General features: G+C 33.3%; 15 protein-coding genes and 1 riboswitch. Of the genes, 3 read left to right on the forward strand and 12 right to left on the reverse strand.

Annotated elements, in window-relative coordinates:
* Positions 1 to 8 precede the first annotated feature (8 nt).
* Positions 9 to 629, reverse strand: a complete 621-nt coding sequence (locus SOJ_RS08370) for a 5-bromo-4-chloroindolyl phosphate hydrolysis family protein (RefSeq protein ID WP_002507636.1) — start codon at positions 627 to 629, stop codon at positions 9 to 11.
* 13 nt (positions 630 to 642) lie between these two features.
* Positions 643 to 912: an acylphosphatase gene (locus SOJ_RS08375; protein ID WP_002507637.1), complete on the reverse strand. Its 270-nt coding sequence runs from the start codon at positions 910 to 912 to the stop codon at positions 643 to 645.
* 350 nt (positions 913 to 1,262) lie between these two features.
* On the opposite strand from SOJ_RS08375, the gene msaA reads away from it, so the two are divergent.
* Both msaA and cspA read left to right on the forward strand, forming a co-directional pair.
* Positions 1,263 to 1,571: a regulatory protein MsaA gene (gene msaA / locus SOJ_RS08380; RefSeq protein WP_002507638.1), complete on the forward strand. Its 309-nt coding sequence runs from the start codon at positions 1,263 to 1,265 to the stop codon at positions 1,569 to 1,571.
* A 182-nt stretch (positions 1,572 to 1,753) separates the two neighbouring features.
* Positions 1,754 to 1,954, forward strand: a complete 201-nt coding sequence (gene cspA, locus SOJ_RS08385) for a cold shock protein CspA (RefSeq protein ID WP_002507639.1) — start codon at positions 1,754 to 1,756, stop codon at positions 1,952 to 1,954.
* Between the two features lie 482 nt (positions 1,955 to 2,436).
* Here cspA and lysA read toward each other — a convergent pair whose 3' ends face one another.
* The 10 genes from lysA to SOJ_RS08435 all read right to left on the reverse strand — a co-directional run bounded on the left by lysA (position 2,437) and on the right by SOJ_RS08435 (position 14,119).
* Positions 2,437 to 3,702: a diaminopimelate decarboxylase gene (lysA, locus tag SOJ_RS08390; protein ID WP_002507640.1), complete on the reverse strand. Its 1,266-nt coding sequence runs from the start codon at positions 3,700 to 3,702 to the stop codon at positions 2,437 to 2,439.
* 3 nt (positions 3,703 to 3,705) lie between these two features.
* Positions 3,706 to 4,779, reverse strand: coding sequence for an alanine racemase (locus SOJ_RS08395; RefSeq protein ID WP_002507641.1), 1,074 nt, complete (start codon positions 4,777 to 4,779; stop codon positions 3,706 to 3,708).
* The gene (locus SOJ_RS08400; protein ID WP_002507642.1) at positions 4,776 to 5,933 is read right to left on the reverse strand and encodes a M20 metallopeptidase family protein; all 1,158 of its coding nucleotides are present in this window, start codon (positions 5,931 to 5,933) and stop codon (positions 4,776 to 4,778) included. The genes SOJ_RS08395 and SOJ_RS08400 overlap by 4 nt, the downstream gene beginning before the upstream one ends.
* Before the next feature lie 301 nt (positions 5,934 to 6,234).
* On the reverse strand, positions 6,235 to 6,954 hold the full coding sequence (dapD, locus tag SOJ_RS08405; protein WP_002507643.1) for a 2,3,4,5-tetrahydropyridine-2,6-dicarboxylate N-acetyltransferase: 720 nt from the start codon (positions 6,952 to 6,954) through the stop codon (positions 6,235 to 6,237).
* Positions 6,955 to 6,976: 22 nt separating this feature from the next.
* The gene (gene dapB / locus SOJ_RS08410; protein WP_002507644.1) at positions 6,977 to 7,699 is read right to left on the reverse strand and encodes a 4-hydroxy-tetrahydrodipicolinate reductase; all 723 of its coding nucleotides are present in this window, start codon (positions 7,697 to 7,699) and stop codon (positions 6,977 to 6,979) included.
* Positions 7,696 to 8,583: a 4-hydroxy-tetrahydrodipicolinate synthase gene (gene dapA / locus SOJ_RS08415; protein WP_002507645.1), complete on the reverse strand. Its 888-nt coding sequence runs from the start codon at positions 8,581 to 8,583 to the stop codon at positions 7,696 to 7,698. Before dapA ends, dapB begins: the two co-directional genes overlap by 4 nt.
* A 1-nt stretch (position 8,584) precedes the next feature.
* A complete protein-coding gene (locus SOJ_RS08420; RefSeq protein WP_002507646.1) occupies positions 8,585 to 9,574 on the reverse strand; it encodes an aspartate-semialdehyde dehydrogenase in 990 nt (329 codons plus the stop codon).
* 55 nt (positions 9,575 to 9,629) lie between these two features.
* Complete coding sequence (locus SOJ_RS08425; protein WP_002507647.1) at positions 9,630 to 10,832, reverse strand: aspartate kinase; 1,203 nt, start codon at positions 10,830 to 10,832, stop codon at positions 9,630 to 9,632.
* Between the two features lie 86 nt (positions 10,833 to 10,918).
* Positions 10,919 to 11,097, reverse strand: a riboswitch (Lysine riboswitch).
* A 180-nt stretch (positions 11,098 to 11,277) separates the two neighbouring features.
* The gene (locus SOJ_RS08430) at positions 11,278 to 12,108 is read right to left on the reverse strand and encodes an aldo/keto reductase (protein ID WP_002507648.1); all 831 of its coding nucleotides are present in this window, start codon (positions 12,106 to 12,108) and stop codon (positions 11,278 to 11,280) included.
* A 409-nt stretch (positions 12,109 to 12,517) separates the two neighbouring features.
* Complete coding sequence (locus tag SOJ_RS08435) at positions 12,518 to 14,119, reverse strand: ABC-F family ATP-binding cassette domain-containing protein (RefSeq protein WP_002507649.1); 1,602 nt, start codon at positions 14,117 to 14,119, stop codon at positions 12,518 to 12,520.
* 157 nt (positions 14,120 to 14,276) lie between these two features.
* Here SOJ_RS08435 and SOJ_RS08440 point away from each other — a divergent pair, with 157 nt between their 5' ends.
* Positions 14,277 to 15,176: a CvfB family protein gene (locus SOJ_RS08440; RefSeq protein ID WP_002507650.1), complete on the forward strand. Its 900-nt coding sequence runs from the start codon at positions 14,277 to 14,279 to the stop codon at positions 15,174 to 15,176.
* Positions 15,177 to 15,484 lie beyond the last annotated feature (308 nt).

The raw sequence follows: 15,484 nt of genomic DNA on the forward strand, positions 1-15,484 counted from the left end.
ATTCTATGTTATTTATTTCTTTTCTGTTCCATTTTGTTTAATTCCATCTCTATATCTAACTGGCTATAGTCTTCGTTATTAATTCTCTTCAAGTCAGCAACTAAAGTTCTTTTCACTTCGTCTAAAGTAATTCTTGTTTGTTCTAATTTTTGTTTTTCTTCTTTAGATTTTTTAGGTGACTTAGATAATCTTGTATATGCTTCAATTAAATTCAATGCATTATCAATATGTGAATAGAAGAAACCTTCTACTTTGAAAAATGAACCCGGTTGTTGTTTCACTGCAAAATAAATTGCACGAGAAATTCGGTATATTTCATTCACTTGTTTAAAATCTTTAATAGATCTCACATTTACAAATGTTTTCAAAATTCTTCTAATCTTATCTTGTGCATTGTTTAACTGGCTATTTACAAAATGATAATCACGACGTGACAGACCAATTTCATTTAAATATTTTCTAGAAGTTAAACGTTGAGTAGGGAAGTAAATTGCCAAAAACGTTACCGCAGAAATAAGAAAATCAAATATAACATAAATATCTAGAGCAAAAACACTAGTAAACCATGCGATAACTGCTACTGGAAAAGCTATAATTGTCCCAAAAATACGTGAAATAGTATATCTCAAACTTCATCTTCCTTTATATAGTTTTAAAATCCTTTAATGTTTCATCAATATTTAATTCTTCTATAGTATAATCTTCAACATGCGAGGCAGGTGACGCACCGTCTATAACCGCATTTAAAAACGAAGTTAATGCTTTTTCATTTCCTTGCGCATAAATATCAACATAATCATCAATATTCTCAACTGTGCCCACAATATTATACTTTCTAGCTATCTTCTGTGTATAGTATCGGAAACCTACACCTTGCACCATTCCAAATACTTTAACATGTTTGCACTGCATATTATCACCTCTTATTAGTATTATACGAAATTTTAGGCCACAAAACTAATATTTACGTTTGAGCAACTGATGTATATAGGCCAAAAGTATGAGTCAGATAACTTGATTTTGTATATTATCTAGTTAAAATATTACTCATAGACAAATTGTGCGACTCTAATTAAATTATATAAAGTATATAACTAGTTCTATTCATATCTATTTATAAACGTGGGGGATTTTATTTAGAGCGAATGTATGAAGACCATACATAAGTATAATCAACTTGTTCTATTAAGCTTAAAATTTTGAACACGATATTTAAATGTTTTGAAAATATTTTTGAGCTGACTATGAAAGGGTGAAAGAAAATGTGGACAGTTGCAAAAATTCGGGCCGATTATGAAGGCTGGTGGTTATTTAGTGACTGGACTGATCATATCGTAGAACAACATAATTTTGAGACATATAACGAGATGTTAAGCCAATACCAATCAATCATTTTAAAATGTAAAAAAGATTATGATAATTATTTAGTTGGTAAATATAATATTCATGCGTTTTATAATAATTGCGATTTAGGGTTTTGTGAAGATTGCGATGAAGATTTACAAATATTCTATAGTTTTATTGTTTTAAATAATAATGAAGTATATTATAAATTACCTATTGTTGAATAAACAGTTTATTCAGATTTGTATTGCAATTTTATTTAAATTGCTTTATACTATTAGTCAAGCAATAGTTTTATTCCATATTGCAAAGAATATTGTACTAACAGACTTAAACTGTGAAATTGTATTTTTTGTAATATGCGAATAACGCATATTGAATGAATATTAGTCTTGGAGGTTTCACAGTTATGAAACAAGGTACAGTAAAATGGTTTAACGCCGAAAAAGGTTTTGGTTTTATCGAAGTTGAAGGAGAAAACGACGTGTTCGTACACTTCTCAGCAATTAACCAAGAAGGATACAAATCATTAGAAGAAGGTCAATCAGTTGAATTTGAAGTAGTTGAAGGCGACCGCGGTCCTCAAGCTGCAAACGTTGCTAAACTATAATATAGATTGCTATATTGACTTTATGTAAAAAAGAACCTTGTCAAAGGTTCTTTTTTTTATATAGGCGCCTTTACATTTTCAATATGTTAGGGCGCCTTAATGCATGCGACAAGCATGTAAACCTTTATTTCTGTCGATGAAATCGAGTTAGTCTTTCTTAATGCATGCGCAAGACATGTTAAGCGCATGCTTTTAAGGTTACATTTTCAACATGTTAGGGCGCCTTAATGCATGCGCTTAACATGTAAATTTCTAATATTTTCCAAGATTACTTTTAAGGTTAGAGGTTCTTAATGTCTTCAATATACATATATTCATTCAATACAGGCATTTAAAGAGCTTTCAATTATAATCATGACCAAATAATCCAGAACTTTATATTGTTTGTTTAAAACGCTTAAAACACCATTTAAAAAACATAAAAAAGGTTGTTAACATGCCCAGTAGGGAATAGCTAACAACCTTTTTTCTTATATAATCATTTATTTTGTATCATTAATGATTAATTGACGCAATGATTGACGTTTAATAACTTCTCTTGCCTTACCATCTTTTAAGAAAAATACGGACGGTTTCTGCATTTGGTTATAATTTGATGCCATTGAATAATGATAAGCACCAGTTGATAAAATAGCTAAATAATCGCCACGTTTAACTGTACTTGGCAATTGTGCATCTTTGATAATAATATCTCCAGATTCACATAATTTACCTGCCAGCGTTACAGTTTCATCCTTTGGATCATTTCGATTGACCAGTAGAGCTTCATATTTCGCATCATAGAGAGAGGTACGAATATGATCACTCATGCCACCATCGATAGACACATATTTATTTACATTAGGGATATCTTTAATTGTACCTACTTCATATAAAGTAATCCCTGCTTCACCAACAATTGAACGTCCAGGTTCAATACCAATTTCTGGAATAGGGTAATCAGCTTCTTGTGCTATCGTTTTAATTGCTTCAGTTATTTCTGCAATACCATCTTCGATAGGGAAGCTCACATCGCCTTCAACGTACTTAATACTAAAGCCGCCACCTAAATTGATTAATTCTATTTGAATATCATTTTCTTTCAGCCATTGAACAACTAATTTAGTAGTTTCAATCATAGCTTCAGCACCTTCAATTTGAGAACCAACATGGAAGTGAACACCTTTAAGATTTAAGCGCTTAGCATCTTTAACTTTTTTGACACCTTCAATCGCCAAACCATGTTTGATAGACAAGCCAAATTTACTATCTTCTTGTCCAGTTTGAATAAACTCATGTGTATGTGCTTCAACTCCAGGATTTAACCTTAACACTACATTCACTTCTTCACTTGCATAACGGTTAATAAGATCAATTTCTTCTAAAGAGTCAATAACGATATAACCCACTTTACTTTCTAAGGCATATTGGATTTCACGTTTTGTCTTATTATTACCATGAAAATGTATGTGTTGCGCATCAAAACCAGCAGCTAGTGCTGTGTATAATTCACCTTCAGATACTACATCTAATTCGAGTCCTTCTTCTTCTACTAATTTAACCATTTGTAAACAAGTAAATGCTTTAGAAGCATATGAAATATTATAGTTTAATTCGCTCTTTTGAAAAGCTTCGTGAAAACGTCTCATTTGCGTTCTAATTTGAGTTTCATCATAAACAATTGTAGGCGTCCCAAAACTTTGTGCTATCGTTTTGAGGCTTGTACCTCCAATTGTAAGCTCTCCTTTATCATTGTATTCTACTACCATAATTTATCTATACTCCTTTATTAGTGAGTCATGATTCATCGCGCTTAATTGTTCAGAATTTGCGCCCACACCCTTAAATGTGAACTCATCTACGCGTATATCGTTATTATATAGTATCACTTCATCTTGTGCACGAACATTGCTATCTACTTCCACAAACATATGACTCATCATTAACGCACGTATAGGGTAGCGTTTACCGTTAATCAATGCTTCATGTTGTGCTCTTGATTTAAGTATACCATCGCCATAACCAACATCTACGACTGCTAATCTTGTTTCATCTTGCGTAGCTTCATAAGCAAAACTATACCCACAGTAATCTCCCTGATTAACTTCACGTACTTGAATGACATTACCTTTCACAGTTAATGATTGTTTAATTTCTGTTTCCTCTACATCACTATAGGGTCTTGAACCGTACAATGCAATGCCAACACGCGCATGTGTATGATGGGGGAAAACACCATCTTCTCGATAGTAACTCGCACTATTTTGCGCATGAATTAGATCAAACTGATAACCGTCAGTTAATAACGTATCTACAAGATCTAACCATGCTTTTCGCTCAATTTCATAATCCGGAACATCAAATTCGTCTGCATATCCAAAGTGTGTCCATAGGCCAGTTATTATCATACGCTGTTCATTTTTATTTTGCGCATGATGTATAAGGACTTCTCTCATTTCTGCAATTGATTTTAATCCTGAACGATGTAATAAATTTTCATATTCTAAATGAACTTGAATATCATATAAATCTTCTACATGTTCATAATAGAAATCTAGAGAAGGTAAAGTCATCTGAATATGATAAGCACGTAATTTATCGAATTCATAAACTGCATTCATTAAAAATATCGTAGCATCGGGCGCAAGTTTACGAATTCGAATTGCTTCCCTTAAAGAAGTTGTACTAAAAGTTTGAATACCAACTTTTTTGAATTGTTGAACAGCAAATTCTAAACCGTAATGATAAGCATTATTTTTAACTACTGCCATGAGCTGGTTGTCTTGCGCTACATTTACTGCATTTTCATAAAATTTCTCTGTGTCTACTGACCAAATGGCTGTCATTGTACACGCACCTCGCTGTAGGATTTTAGAAGTTGTTCATAATAATCTGCAATACGTATGAGCATATATTCATTAAAATTTAAATGAGCAGTATGTAAGCCAGTCACATAACCCTTCGCTTCATCACGTACACCGACAAATACAAAATAACTCGGTGCAAGTTGACTATAAAAACTGAAATCTTCACCAAATAAATAAGGCGTAGGTTTATCTATAATTTCAAAATCTGCATTATCTAATCCATGTTCAACATGTTTACGTAGTAATGGATCATTATAAGTAGGCGGGTAACCTTCTTCAAACTTAACTTCACATTCTACATTAAATAATAAGCTTACACTTTCAGCAATTTTGGCCATTTGTTGTTTTACGATTTCTAAGTCATGAACATCATATGTTCTGATTGTACCTTCTAAATAACCATGACTAGGGACAGTATTAATCGCTTCTCCAGCTTCAAAATGACCCATATGGACAATATTTCGTTTTAAACCGTTCAAATGATATTGTTGAATTTGTCCCACTTGGCTTAATACATGCTGTAATGCTTCTCCACAAGAATGTCCTTGTTCTTTATCTGCAACATGACTTGAAAGGCCATTTAAATAAAATCTATATTCCGTAGCACTTGCCGTTATTTCTTCATCTCGAATAACAACTTTGCCTTCATTTTCAAAGGGCATAACATGAATACCAAACACGGCTTCAATATCATAATTTTTAAAGGCACCAGCACGAATTAATCGATTTGCACCGCCACCTGTTTCTTCAGCAGGTTGAAATATAAAAACAATACTTTGCGGTAACGTTCCTTGGTCAGCCATCGCTTTACATCGTTTAACAAACAGCATTAACGCAGTAGTGTGCCCATCATGTCCGCAAGCATGCATCACATTATCTGTTAAACTTTTGTAAGCTACATCGTTTTCTTCGAAAATAGGTAATGCATCAATATCTGCACGATAAGCTATCGTATGCTCGCCGTTCCCAGGTAGATAAGCAACTAATCCTGTATCAAGAGGGCGTTCATAACTGATTCCTAATTCATCTAAGAAAGCAGCAATATAGGTAGTAGTCTCATATTCATGTAGACTTAACTCTGGGTTTTGATGCAAATGACGTCTATGTGTTGTTACGAATTCTAATTCATTCATTTAAAATCAAATCCTTTTAGTTTTATTAATTAACTTCAGACTTTATTCTAAAGTCCTTTATTTATATGTATAAAAAAGCGAAAAATATAATATTAAAAAAATGAGGAGGTAAGACGGATTTATCAATGTATAATGGATAGCAACTTTTTAAAAGTTATAAACGCCATCATTAATTACATCTTGTCTCGTCTTAAACCTCCTACATTAATATTTATAGATGTTCGTACTAAGAAGTATAGTCCTTATTTATTTGGAACAATAACTAACTTAGTAAAAGTGGAAATTGCATGAAATTTCAGCTTTAGTCATTCAATTTTCTTAAAGCTGAAACGATTTCACGTTTTGAATCTTCAACTTCACTTGTCTGTTTAATCACTTTAGCAGGTGTACCTGCAACAACTGATCCAGCTGGCACGTCTTGCGTTACAATTGCACCTGCAGCCACAATAGAGCCTTTACCGACACGAACACCTTCAAGAATAACTGCATTCGCACCAATAAGTACATCATCTTCGATTACTACTGGTGAAGCACTAGGTGGTTCAATGACACCAGCTAATACTGAGCCTGCACCAACATGTACATTTTTACCAGTAGTTGCACGGCCGCCAAGTGTTGCATTCATATCTACCATTGTACCTTCACCAACTACAGCACCAATATTAATTGTTGCGCCCATCATAATCACTGCGCCATCTTCAATAATAGCTTGTTCACGAATGAAAGCGCCTGGTTCAATACGTGCATTTGTGTTAGTTAAATCTTTTAATGGAATAGCCGAATTACGACGATCCATTTCAACTTCTATTGTTTCAATGCTAGATTGATTCGCTTCGTAGAATGTTTTCCATTCATCCGCTTCACAGAAAACAACTTTTGAATCAGGTGAACCAAACACTTTGAAACTATCAGGGAAGGTTACATTTTCAAAATTCCCATTAATATAAACCTTTAAGGGTGTAGATTTCTTTGCATCACTAATATATTTAATAATTTCTTCTGCCGTTAAATGTTGTACCATAATTTAATACGCTCCTTAGTTTTTATAGGTTATCAAATGTATAATAGTCATTTGCCTTATTGATTAATTTTTCTGCTGCACCAATTGCACCATTTGCAAAAATATCTTTTGACTGTGCTCGATGCGTAATCTCTATTGTCTCATCAGTACCAGCAAATAGCACGTCATGTTCTCCTACAATCGTGCCACCACGAATGGAATGGATACCGATTTCATCTTGTGTGCGTTTTTCAGTATGCTCATGTCTATCATAGACTGGTGTAGATTTTTGTCGCAAGTCATCAATCACATCATATAATTTTACTAATGTACCACTTGGCGCATCCACTTTTTTATTATGATGTGCTTCCGTAAGTTCAATGTCAAAATCTTGTAATAGGGGTACTGCCGCTTCTAAAATTTTTGTTAAAGCATGCACACCATAACTCATATTCGCACTGAAAAATACTGGCATTTGATTACTTAACGCTTGAAGTTTATTGATTATTTCTTCTTTTTCACCAGTCGTTGCTATTACTAATGGTAAATTAAACTCTTCATCCAATAATGGTAATAACAGTTCTGGGTTAGAGAAATCTATTGCAACATCTGCTTCTTTAGCATCTGCAATACGTTCAAATGTAGGGTACGGGTAATCCTTGGTAGCATCTCGTACAATAATACCAATTATTTCATGTCCTTTTGATTCAGCTAATCTTGCGACACGTTGATTCATCGCACCATAGCCTATTAATACTATCTTCATGCTTTGTCACCTGCTTTAAATTGTTCGTACGCATTTTCTAACGTTTTACGGTCTTCATCTTCTAAAGGTACAAGTGGTAAACGCACCTCATAATTTCCGAAACCTTCTACCGCTGTGAGTGCCTTCACTGGAATAGGGTTCACATCCACTGCTAATGCATCTAACAATGTTTGAATTGGTTGGAATTGTTTTTCAATATCTTCTCCATTTTGTTTTGCATCGTATAACGCTTGAAAAGATTTTGGAATCACGTTAGCAACTACTGAGATAACGCCATGTCCATCTTTATTAAAATAGTCAACTACATTGTCATCATTACCACTATAAAGCGCAAAGTCATTTAAATTGATACGTTTTTTTACTTCTTCTAAATATTCAAAATCGTTGGTCGCATCTTTTAATGCAATAATATATTCATTCTTGCTTAATGTTTCAACTGTATCTGGTTCTATAGTCATATTTGTACGAGAAGGCACATTGTATAACACGACTGGTAATTTAATTGCATCTGCTATTTTCGTAAAATGAGCAATTAAACCACGTTGATTCGTCTTATTGTAGTAGGGCGTGATCAGCATAATTGCATCTGCACCCATTTCTTTAGCACGAACTGAAGCTTGAATTGATTTTTGTGTATTATTCGTACCTGTTCCAGCAATTACAGGAATGCGTCCATCTACATAATTTACGACTGCTTCTAGTATTTGATCTTTTTCGCCATCAGTTAATGCTGGATTTTCAGCTGTAGTACCATTTACAACAATCGATTTCACATCATTTTCAATTAAATATTTCAAATGTCTTCTAAGTGCATCATAATCTACTTCATTGTGTGTAAAAGGTGTTGTTAAAGCGACACCTACGCCTTCAAAAATATGTCCCATATTATTTTACTCCTTTCAAACTCATAACTTGTTCAAGTATTTGCACTGCATTCAATGCCGCACCTTTCAATAAGTTGTCAGAAGTACACCATACGTGGAATGTATTATCTAATGTTTCATCACGGCGAATACGTCCTACAAAGATTTCATCTCTGTCAGTAGAATTAATCGCTAATGGATATACATTATTTTGTGGATCATCTTCAAGTACCACACGGTCATCATTTTCAAATAATTCTTGGATTGCACTCACTGTAGCTTCTTTTTCTAACGTTACACTCATGTGAACACTGTGACTGTCTTGGACTGGCACACGTACACAAGTAGCTGTAACTTTTAATTCATCATCTTTTAAGATTTTACGTGTCTCGTCTATCATTTTTTGTTCTTCTTTTGTATACCCATCTTCAAGGAAAGTATCTATATGGGGTAACACATTATTATAAATAGGGTGTGGATATGCTTCAGGCGCTTTACCATTTGCTCCTTCTGTTAAATCTTGTTTACCTTTTACCCCAGAACCTGAAACCGCTTGGTATGTCGTATATGCAACACGTTTCAAGCCAAATTGTTCTTGTAATGGTTTAAGTGGTACGACTGATTGTATTGTTGAGCAATTTGGATTTGCAATAATTTTTCTATCTAATACAGGCTCGTTGACCTCTGGAACGATTAAGTCTACACCTTCAGTCATTCTCCATTGACTTGAATTATCAATGACAATTGCACCCGCTTGTTCAAAAATAGGGGAGAAGTGTTCACTTGTGCTACCGCCAGCACTCATTAATACATAATCAAATGATTCCTTAGCTGCGTCTTCCGTCAATTCTCTAACAGTGTAGTTTTTACCTTGAAATTCAATATTTTCACCTGCTGAGCGAGCCGAAGAGAACAACACTAACTCATCAAATTCAACGCCTTTGCGATCTATTGTTTCTAACATTTTTCTTCCTACTAATCCTGTTGCGCCTGCCAATGCTAATTTTGTCATATACCATACACTCCATTTTTATTATTTTAATAAATATTAATTATATTCCGAAAATTCAGATATCAAAAGCTTGATAAAGGGCTCGAACAGCTCGTTCGCCATTCTCAGCATCTATTACACATGAAATGCTTATTTCTGATGTTGTAGTTTGATAAAAAGAAATATCGTTTTCAATTAAAGTAATGAATGCTTTTGATGCTACACCAGAAATATCACGCATACCAGAGCCAATTAAAGAGATTTTAACGTATTCTTCATTAATCTTGAAGTCTAATGCATTAAATTGTTCTTTTAAAGTTTCTAATATTGTTGAAATCTGAAAAGCATCTGTATCTTTAATAGTAAAGGACATTTGTAATCCTTCCAAGTTAATAATCTGAGAAATCATATCAACATTTACTGAACCTTCTTCCAATTGAGTAAAAAGCTCAGTAAGTAATCTATTATCTGGTAAGGGATAACTAATTGTAACGTGCATCATATGTGTATCTAACGCCACACCTGTAACTGCTTTTTTTTCTAATAATTCTGCTTGTGACATAATCCATGTTCCTTTCACATTTGATAAAGTTCTTCCCAAATAAAGCGGAATATTATAGTTGTTTGCTAATTCGACGCTTCTTGTTTCTAACACACCTGCACCTAATGCGCTCATCTCCATCATTTCTTCATAAGAAACGTATTCAAGTCGTTTTGCTTCTTTATATAATCTTGGGTCAGTAGCATAGACACCATCGACATCGGTATAAATCTCACATGCCGTGTCGTTACTTGCTGCTAAGGCAACAGCAGTAGTATCTGAACCACCTCGACCTAACGTCGTCACTTCAAGCGATTCATTTATGCCTTGGAAACCAGCAACTACCAAAACATCATTTTCTGTAAATGCGATTTCGAATGTATCAGGATTAATTTCTGCTATTCGACTTTTTAAATGATGTCCAATTGTCTTAATACCCGCTTGATATCCGGTCATCGCTTTGGCGTTTACACCGATATCATTTAAAACCATAGATAAGTAAGAAACTGTCTGTTGTTCACCCGTAGTTAATAATAGTGCAAGTTCTTGATCTTTAGGGTTGGTAGTTAATGCAGAGACATTAGCCATAAGCTCATCTGTTGTCTTGCCCATGGCACTAACAACAACAATAAGCTGTTCACCTTGATCAACTCTTATTTTCAACATTTCCGCTATATTTTTTATTTTGGTAAAATCACTTACTGAAGAACCTCCAAATTTCAAAACACTTCTGTTCAATTCTATATCCTCCTCAATCAATAGGGGAGAATCACAGTATTAAAAAAAGAACAAGTTCGGGATGCGAACTTGTTCTATAATTTATATACAAGTGATGCACTCCATTATCTTACAATAATGACAGACTCTTAGCTCTTAACCATAAAGTCCAACGTGTTATAAGCTGCTATTATAACTATTTCGGCATCTCACCCTTTCAAAATTAGCTGCTAGCAGGCAGGTTCTTCTAATATTTACTAATGATTGATGCGCCTCATCAAAACCATATTTAATTTTTGTTTGTTGATGATTCATATTATACATATGCTTATATGTACTGTAAACCGCTTTTATGAAGTTTTTTAAATTTACTGAAAAATACAACATTATATTTATACATTTTACGTTATAAGTGTAAATATAATTAAAATTGTTTAGTGAGAATCATTTTCCGATATTTTCAATTTTAAAATTCTTCATATGTTGCAGGGTCTTGACCTTTTAATCTACCATCTTTTTGAGATAAGTTGTTTATCTTTTCTACGTCTTCAACTTCTAAGTTAAAATCAAAAACATTTAGATTCTGAATTTGTCTCGTTATAGAAGTAGATTTTGGAATTGGTACTACACCTAATTGAACGTGCCATCTTAATATAATTTGAGGTATTGTTTTATTATATTTTTCGGCAATTACAGAGATATCTTTATCTTTTATTACTTCAGATGCACGACCTAATGGACTCCACGCTTCTGTAATAATACCTTTTGTAGCATTATACTCAACCATATCTTGTTGATTAAAGTAGGGGTGTAGTTCAATCTGATTCACAGTAGGTAAAACACCTGTTTCTTTTTCTAATTTTTCAATGTGTTCTGGTAAGAAATTACAAACACCAATAGATTTAATCAGTCCCGCTTTTTGAGCATCAATCATCGCTTGCCAAGCTTCAACATATTTATTATGTCTTGGGTTTGGCCAATGAATTAAATATAAATCAATATAATCGACATTTAATCGATAAATAGATTCTTGTATAGCTGTTAATGCTGCATCATAGTCTTGATAACGACCTGGTAATTTTGAAGTGACAATGATTTGATCTCTTGAAACATGACTTCGTTCAATTGCTTTACCCACTGTACCTTCATTTTCATAGTTATAGGCTGTATCTAAGATTCTGTATCCTTGATTTAACGCATTAACGATTGCATGTACGCCTTGCGCACCATTTAATTTATATGTACCGAAACCGATTTGTGGTAAAAGTTGTCCATCAATCATATTTAAATTTTCCATTGAAATAACTCCTCCGTTCATTTGAATTAATTATGATTATATAATTCAAAAATTCATTTTGAAAGTAATTAGCCCAAACAATGGGGCGTTTCATCCTAAATAAGATGAACAAAGTGGGGGACATCCTTAACTTAAGGTCTTCGTCTAGTGCTTTATTAATTTGTAAGTAGTTAGCTCAAATCACTACAATTTTAAATAACAATAAAATGATTCAACCAACCAATTTCATAGATTTAACTCATATAAAGATAAAAGAACATGAAAAAGACACCCCTAATACCTTTATAGTATTGGGGTGCCTATATTTTAAGAGGGGAGTAAGACAGGAATCTAATTGTTCTAACAAGATTACGTCGTCTCAGCCTCCGCTTATTTATTGTGTTATATTTAAATCAATAACACATGGTTATTATTTTAATACACCAGTTTCTTCTAAATAGGCTCTATAAGTCGTTTCTTTAGAAAGACCACCAGTTGGATTTAAATCAATGACACGGTTTGCAATCGTATTGATGAATTCAAAGTCATAAGATGTAAAGATAATAGAACCTTTGAATGATTTCAAGCCATCATTGACTGCAGTAATACTTTCTAAGTCTAAATGGTTTGTAGGTTCATCCAGTAATAACACGTTAGAACTTGATAACATCATTTTACTTAGCATACAACGTACTTTCTCTCCACCAGATAAGACACTCGCTTTTTTCTTAACTTCTTCACCGCTAAATAGCATACGTCCTAGGAAGCCACGTAAAAATGTCTCTGTTTGTTCATCTTCAGGTGCGTATTGACGTAACCAGTCAACTAAGTTTGTATCTACACCATCGAAGTAGAATGAGTTATCTTTAGGTAAGAAACTTTGAGAAGTTGTTACGCCCCATCTTACTGTACCTTCATCTGGTTCCATTTCACCAGCTAAGATTTTAAGTAATGTTGATTTAGCAAATTCACTATCACCAACTAATACAGCTTTATCGTTAGGATCCATAGAGAATGAAATATTATCTAATATCTTTACGCCGTCGATTGTTTTAGAAACATTGTCGACATGTAATAAATCATTACCAATTTCACGTTCAGGTGTGAATTTCACAAAAGGATAACGACGAGAAGAAGGTTGAATATCATCAATCTCGATTTTTTCTAATTGTTTCTTACGACTTGTTGCTTGTTTTGATTTAGAGGCGTTTGCAGAGAAACGTGCCACGAAATCTTGTAATTCTTTAACTTTTTCTTCTTTTTTCTTGTTTTGATCTTGAGCCATTTTCATAGCAAGTTGACTTGATTGGTACCAGAAATCATAGTTACCAACAAACAATTTAATTTTGCCATAATCTAAGTCAGCAATATGCGTACAAACATTATTTAAAAAGTGTCTATCATGAGACACAACAATAACTGTGTTTTCAAAATTAATTAAGAAATCTTCTAACCAGCTTATTGCAGGGATATCTAAACCATTGGTAGGCTCATCTAGTAATAATACGTCAGGTTTACCAAAAAGACTTTGTGCTAATAACACTTTAACTTTTTGATTGTTTTCTAATTCAGACATTGTTTTATCTTGTAGGTCTGCTTTGATACCTAGTCCAGAAAGTAGGGTACCCGCATCTGCTTCAGCATTCCAGCCGTCCATTTCAGCAAATTCGCCTTCTAGTTCTGCAGCTCTAATACCATCTTCATCACTGAAGTCTGGTTTCATATAGATTTCATCTTTTTCTTTCATTACTTCATATAAACGTTCGTGTCCTTTAACAACAACATCAATTACACGTTCATCTTCAAATGCAAAGTGATCTTGTTTTAAAACTGCTAAACGTTCGTCTTTCCCCATAGAAACATGACCAGTTTGAGCGTCTAATTCACCCGATAAAATCTTTAAGAACGTTGATTTACCTGCGCCATTAGCTCCTATTAATCCATAACAATTGCCATCTGTAAATTTAATATTTACATCTTCAAATAGCTTACGATCACCAAATCGTAAACTTACATCAGTAACTTGTAACATGCATTTACTCCTTTTCGTTATCCTTTTCGTTAATCTACCGGACAAATTATAACACACTTATCAACTTGTTTCGACCATTCTCGATGTAGTGATGCTAGTTTCTTCATAGCATGTTATAATAAGTAAGAATAAATCTGTATGTACGAAGGAGAAAAGTATGGCCCAAGATGAAAAAGATATTGTAGGTTCTATAGAATTTCTTGAAGTTGTTGGAATAGAAGGTTCAACATATAAGTTAAAAGGACCAAACGGAGAAGAAGTTAAACTCAATCAATCCGAAGTAAAAGATGAAGATGAATTAAATATAGGGGAAGAATATAGTTTCTTTATTTACCCAAATAGATCAGGTGCATTATTTGCTACACAAAATATGCCTGACGTAACGACTGATAAATACGACTTTGTAAAAGTATTAAAAGTTGATCGCGATGGTGCACATGTCGATGTAGGTTTACCAAGAGAAGTATTAATACCTTGGGAAGATTTACCAAAAGTTAAATCAGTTTGGCCAGTACAAGGTGATGAGTTATTCGTTACGTTACGTATTGATAGAGATAACAATATGTTCGCACGTTTAGCAACAGAAACAATAGTAGAACAAACATATAAGTCTGTTTTCGATAATGAATTGAAAAATAAAATCATCGAAGCAAGACCATATCGTTTATTACGCATAGGTAGTTTCTTACTATCAAAAGAGGGTTATAAAATATTCGTTCATGAAACAGAACGTAAAGAGGAACCACGTCTCGGTGAAAATGTAAAAGTCCGTATCATTGGTCAAAACGATAAAGGTGAATTGAACGGTTCATTTTTACCACTTGCACACGAAAGACTTGATAATGATGGTCAAAATATTTTTGACTTACTCGTAGAGTACGATGGGGAATTACCTTTCTCAGACAAATCGAGTCCCGAAGCTATTAAAGAAATTTTTAATATGAGTAAAGGTTCGTTCAAAAGAGCAATCGGGCACTTATATAAAAACAAAATTATCACGATAGACTCTGGTAAAATCGCTTTAACTAAAAAAGGTTGGGAAAGAATAGAAAAGTAATTCCTTCTATTATAGAGTGATGTTTTTATCTAACCTGTTTTATAACAATAATAATAACAATTTATAAAATGAATTGGACTTCAAAATACAATTCTCAACAAAAAAATCCTGAAACCACTATTTTTATATAGTGATTTCAGGATTTTTTCTTTTTTTTTATTACAATTTCATAGCTATTTGTAATATATGCTTTGAACAAAACGTTGTATTATCAACATTTACAAGTCATTCCTATATTATTTCATACCATTTATAAACTTTGTAAATAGAAGCTCTCATAACTTAACGAAAGATTTACAATATCTATA

Origin of the sequence: Staphylococcus sp. OJ82, assembly GCF_000294465.1 — a bacterium.
Taxonomy (GTDB): domain Bacteria; phylum Bacillota; class Bacilli; order Staphylococcales; family Staphylococcaceae; genus Staphylococcus; species Staphylococcus equorum.

Coding starts and splice junctions, on each gene's coding strand:
- SOJ_RS08420 (WP_002507646.1), bottom strand. CDS start 9,574: ATGACAAAATTAGCATTGGCAGGCGCAACAGGATTAGTAGGAAGAAAA.
- SOJ_RS08395 (WP_002507641.1), bottom strand. CDS start 4,779: ATGACAGCCATTTGGTCAGTAGACACAGAGAAATTTTATGAAAATGCA.
- lysA (WP_002507640.1), bottom strand. CDS start 3,702: ATGGTAGTAGAATACAATGATAAAGGAGAGCTTACAATTGGAGGTACA.
- msaA (WP_002507638.1), top strand. CDS start 1,263: ATGTGGACAGTTGCAAAAATTCGGGCCGATTATGAAGGCTGGTGGTTA.
- cspA (WP_002507639.1), top strand. CDS start 1,754: ATGAAACAAGGTACAGTAAAATGGTTTAACGCCGAAAAAGGTTTTGGT.
- SOJ_RS08400 (WP_002507642.1), bottom strand. CDS start 5,933: ATGAATGAATTAGAATTCGTAACAACACATAGACGTCATTTGCATCAA.
- SOJ_RS08440 (WP_002507650.1), top strand. CDS start 14,277: ATGGCCCAAGATGAAAAAGATATTGTAGGTTCTATAGAATTTCTTGAA.
- SOJ_RS08375 (WP_002507637.1), bottom strand. CDS start 912: ATGCAGTGCAAACATGTTAAAGTATTTGGAATGGTGCAAGGTGTAGGT.
- dapD (WP_002507643.1), bottom strand. CDS start 6,954: ATGGTACAACATTTAACGGCAGAAGAAATTATTAAATATATTAGTGAT.
- dapB (WP_002507644.1), bottom strand. CDS start 7,699: ATGAAGATAGTATTAATAGGCTATGGTGCGATGAATCAACGTGTCGCA.
- dapA (WP_002507645.1), bottom strand. CDS start 8,583: ATGGGACATATTTTTGAAGGCGTAGGTGTCGCTTTAACAACACCTTTT.
- SOJ_RS08435 (WP_002507649.1), bottom strand. CDS start 14,119: ATGTTACAAGTTACTGATGTAAGTTTACGATTTGGTGATCGTAAGCTA.
- SOJ_RS08430 (WP_002507648.1), bottom strand. CDS start 12,108: ATGGAAAATTTAAATATGATTGATGGACAACTTTTACCACAAATCGGT.